Origin of the sequence: Okeania hirsuta (assembly GCF_003838195.1) — a bacterium.
Taxonomy (GTDB): Bacteria; Cyanobacteriota; Cyanobacteriia; order Cyanobacteriales; family Microcoleaceae; genus Okeania; species Okeania hirsuta.
Map to the genome: position 1 here is coordinate 1 of NZ_RCBY01000370.1, position 5,017 is coordinate 5,017.

General features: G+C 43.2%; 3 protein-coding genes. All 3 read right to left on the reverse strand.

Going from position 1 to position 5,017, the window contains the following annotated elements:
- The coding region (locus D5R40_RS30310) for an SdrD B-like domain-containing protein (protein ID WP_161565117.1) at positions 1-2,347 on the reverse strand (2,347 nt) is incomplete at its 3' end.
- A 1,341-nt stretch (positions 2,348-3,688) separates the two neighbouring features.
- A complete protein-coding gene (locus D5R40_RS30315; protein ID WP_124155685.1) occupies positions 3,689-4,105 on the reverse strand; it encodes an ABC transporter ATP-binding protein in 417 nt (138 codons plus the stop codon).
- 451 nt (positions 4,106-4,556) lie between these two features.
- A complete protein-coding gene (locus tag D5R40_RS30320) occupies positions 4,557-4,874 on the reverse strand; it encodes an iron chelate uptake ABC transporter family permease subunit (protein ID WP_161564340.1) in 318 nt (105 codons plus the stop codon).
- Positions 4,875-5,017 lie beyond the last annotated feature (143 nt).

Below are 5,017 nucleotides of genomic sequence, written 5' to 3' on the forward strand. Positions count from 1 at the left end.
CATCCCCATCAGGGGTTGTATCTTGGTCGCTGACATCTTGATAATCAGGTAGGTTGGTTTGTACCACCTGGTAATCACCAGGTTCTACATCTGTGAAGGTGTAGCTACCATCTGTACCTGTCGTTGTTGTGGCTACAGGATTGCCCTGGTCATCTACCAAGGTGACAGTCACGTCTGCTAGAGGATTATCTCCTGTACCATCATTATTGGTATCTTCGGTTACTGTACCTGAGATGCTGCCATTGGGAATCTCATCCACAAAGTCGTTGCCAGTATCATTTTCACCAGGGTCAACAGTTACACCTACAATATTGTCTACAGTGGTGTTGTTATCTGCTGCATCCCCATCAGGGGTTGTATCTTGGTCGCTGACATCTTGATAATCAGGTAGGTTCGTTTGTACCACCTGGTAATCACCAGGTTCTACATCTGTGAAGGTGTAGCTACCATCTGTACCTGTCGTTGTTGTGGCTACAGGATTGCCCTGGTCATCTACCAAGGTGACAGTCACGTCTGCTAGAGGATTATCTCCTGTACCATTGTTATTGGTATCTTCGGTTACTGTACCTGAGATGCTGCCAACTCGCTCATCCACAAAATCATTACCCGTGGAATCTACATCTCCAGGCAGCGTGACGCTAATCAGATTGTCGTTAGCTCCATCAGTATCACTAACATTGCTGTAACCAGGCAAGTTAACCTGACGAACAGTGTAATCACCCGCCTCTAAGTCATTAAACTCATAGTTGCCATCTACATCAGTAGTGGTGGTGGCAATCACCGTATCTTGGTCATCAAGCAACTCCACCGTGACGTTTGCGAGGTTGACATCACCAGTGTCATCGTTATCAGTATCCTCTGAAACATTACCGCTAATGCTGCTCAGATTTATCGGCACTTCCTCAGAATCGCTGGACGGAGGTGTCTCATTGGTGTCAACTGTGGCAGTGTTGTCGATATCCCCATCACCACCACCATTGCTATCAATGTCAGACTGCTGAACGGTATAGCTTCCTGTGTAAGTCCAAGTTTCTCCACGCTCTAAAATGCCATCAGTGTTTATAGACTCAACAGGGCCACTCAGATTTCCGGCTAAGAGGGGGTCTGTGACATTGACACCTGTTAGGTCTTGGAAACCGACATTACTAACTGCAATCTCATAATTAATGACATCGCCAACCTGGTCTACAATGCCATCGCTATCCGTGGAACCATCTGGATTGGTAACACTAACGGCTTCCTTATTAATAGCAGGATTAGCCAATGGCACGATCGCCGTTCCTAAATCTAAAGCTTCGCCATCATTGGACAACGACCGCGGTGGATCTTGTCCCCAGACAGCTGCAATGCTGACTGGATTCCCATTTGGCTGGCCATTGCCATCCGCAGAGGTATTGGAAACAATAATAGCTCCGGTCAGATCCTGGTCACCTTCAGCCCCAGAGAATAGGACAGTATCATCCACAATTCGCAGTGAATCTAAGGCATCCACAGCAACGTTATTGTCAAATGTGCCATCCCCATCGAAGTCAATAAAGATGTTGCTATCTTCAATGGGCGTTACCCAAACAACACTCCTGCTTTCTTCCCCTTGATCGTTGAGAGGCAGACCATCATCGGTCGCACCGCGTCCTAATCCCACCAGCACCTGTGAGCTTAGCTGATCGGTCGGTATTAAAGGGAAGCCCCAATCAAAAATTTGGCCACCACCGTCTGCATCTACTTGGGCTAAACCATAGAAATTGGGCGTAGCGCCACCGTTATTAGTACCATCTGTAAAGAAGCGCAGACCAGAGTAATTATCCCCAGACAAATTGATGTCACCATCAGAGTCCACTTCTATAAATCTGGAACTGTTGGCCGCAACATTGAAGTCTCCATTGGGACTATTCCCGCCCTCATAGGAAATTGTAATTTCTGAGTCATTGGGGTTATAGAACCAGTAACCTGTGGAACCAACTTCCTCAGCAACTGGGGTAATGTATTCGTTAGACCATTCATCGGCATCAACTTGGGCGTACCACCGTAATTCGTAGGTATCACCAATGTCACCTGTTACAAGGTCTACCTGAACTGGTCTGCTGGAAGTCAGTTCATCCCCTTCTTGGAGATCTTCAATAACAAAATTATCACCTATGTTCAGGACATCGTTAGCATCAATCACGTTGTCGCCGTTAATGTCTATCTGCAAGCCATTCAGGAACAGCTCTGTCCCATCGTCGCCAGCCATTACATAAAAGACCGAATACTGAAAGGCATTAGTGTTGCTTGCTGTGTTTACACCCACGGGTGCAATGAAGCGATCGCCCCAAGAATCCTGGTTGAAAACTTCAACTGCACCTGCCATAAGAGAACCTGGATTGTTTGGGAAGGCAAAGCGGGTCACGGCAATAGGCAGTGTGGTCTGAATTCTGTCAGCACCATCATACAGGATGGTGTTGGGATTTCGGTAGTTATTGGCAGAAGGAATAGCATTATCCAGGACAATCGCATCCCCACCACTGAGAATATCATCAACAGTACCAGGTGCAATCCCATTAGTCAGGTCGCCATCCCCCCAGATCTCCGTACTGGCCTGTTTATTGACCGTATCATTAGGGTTCGGATCGTAACCATCTTCCCAGTGGTCGTAATAGACTATAGTGTTATCTGCGGCGATCGCCACTGAGATTACATTATTGATATCGCCATTAGCAACTGAGTTGATCGTGTCAAAGGTCTTGAATAAATCATCTTCTGGCAGAGGTACGAAATAAGTCTGTACAGGATCTGCCAGCAGAGCATCAGTAAAGGTCGTTACCGCCACCTCGTCATCTGATGTGCCAAACATCAAATCTGCACCACTTCCCGTTGCGGTCAAATTCAACGTTGCATTTAAGGCATCGGGGGGACCGTTGCCAGTACCATTATTATCAATGGGCACAAACCACTCGACTGTAAACTGACCAGATTCATCTACAGTCACGTTGATGGGTTTATATACATCTACTTCACCATCATCCCCCGGATCATCCGGGTCATCTGTAATCTCAACTATCACCTCCGAATTCGGCGTATAGCCGCTCCCAGTAATTACTGCCGTTTCACCAGGCGCGTAATCCTGTTTGTCAGTTGATACTATGGACGTGAAAAAATATCCAGATACATCCACCGCGTTGTTACCCTGATTCTCACCCATGATTATTTATTTTTATTCCCTAAATTTCTTCATCTTTTTAGATATATCATAATTTTTCGATGAATACGCTATGAAATATAGAATCTTCATCGAATCTTCATAAATACGAGTTTCCTCGGATATGCTATGAAATATAGAATCTTCATCGAATCTTCATAAATACGAGTTTCCTCTTCATCGAATCTTCATAAATAGGAGCGTTGCTGAATGGTAATGATTTTTAGATTAAGTATCAACGCAAAACATAAGTTTTTCAATTTTACCTTCAGCTACTTACCATTACATTGAGGCAATGCCTCATTGTTTCTATAAGACATAGAAAACGTTTGCACAAAATTATCCCGGAAAATTCTGTGTTAGCAAAACTTTCCGTGAAAACATTTGCACAAAATTATCCCGGAAAGTTCTGTGTTAGCAAAACTTTCCGTATGGTCTGAGATTTTTTGCTATATCAAAATTAAATGATAAAACTTCTTAACTAGATAGATATATACAAATATTTTGAATTTGTCAAGTTTTGCAACCCATTGGTATGCACATTGGTGTCCCCCTTACAGGGTCTTGAATAATTTGAGACTCTAAGCCAAATACTAAACGAACCATTCCCACTGTCATCATTTGCTCTGGATAGCCCTGACTCACAATTTGGCCATCCCGTAGCACAATCAAATTATCCCCATATCTACAAGCTTGATTCAGATCGTGCAAAACCATAACTATGGTCCGCCCCTGATAATCATTCAAATCCTGGAGCAAATCCAGAAGTTCAATCTGGTGAGCTAAGTCCAAAAAAGTAGTTGTTTCGTCCAACAATAAAATTTCTGTATCTTGAGCTAAGGCCATCGCAATCCAAGCTCGTTGCCTTTGGCCTCCAGACAGAGAATCCGGCGATCGCCCTACCAAGTCCAAAAGTTCTGTAGTAGCCAAAGCTTATTGAGTTATTTTTTTAAAATTAATAGATCATTGTTGCTACTAATTCTGATGTAGTAATGGCAAAACGTTTTCCCAACTGCGGCCGTGGACACTACCTGTAATCCAAATTAAAGCTTGAGAAACACTATTTACAGCAGTTTTCTAGTTGATGAAGTACAAAGTTTTATTCCTCTAGGCAACAGGCAACAGGGAATATAGAACCCCTAACCGTATCTTCATATAAATATCAAGTTTTTTTGACTAGGAGACAGGAGACAGGAGACAGAAGGTAAGAGAGAAAAGGTTAAGAGGGAAGATTTGGGGAGAGATAATACAAAAAATTCAACACTCCTTCAACTGAATTTTCCTCAAAATTAATGCGCGAAAAGACTTGACTACCATAATTATATAGATCTCAAATGGGTTCTATAGAAATAAATAGTCTTATAGCTGTACCTCACTATCCTCAAAAGTGCTGTAATTCGCCGAATGTCACCATTACAGTAGTTAAAGCGCTGGCGATGGTATTTAAACCAATACCAATCAAAACTAAGTACATAGTTGAGTTCCTTTTTTCCCAAGCAAGTAGGTAAATGAGAATTGAAATAGCGATCGCGCCACCAAAGGCAGAAATAGGTATAGCAAAGAGAGGAGCATTTGGCAACAGTACAATTACTACCACTGCAGCTAAACTAGGTCTAGCATTCACGCCAATAATACCTGGAGTTGCCAAAGGATTACGGATTAAGCTTTGTAGAATTGCCCCCGATACTGCTAATCCCATCCGCAACAAAAACAACTATTGAGCAAAAACTCCTATTGCGACATCCGCAACAAAAACAACTATTGAGTAAAAACTCCTATTGCGACATCCGCAACAAAAACAACTATTGAGTAAAAACTCCTATTGCGACATCCGCAACAAAA

What these genes read in the sequence shown, in the direction of transcription:
- D5R40_RS30320 (WP_161564340.1), bottom strand. Translation starts at nt 4,874, where the DNA reads ATGGGATTAGCAGTATCGGGGGCAATTCTACAAAGCTTAATCCGTAAT.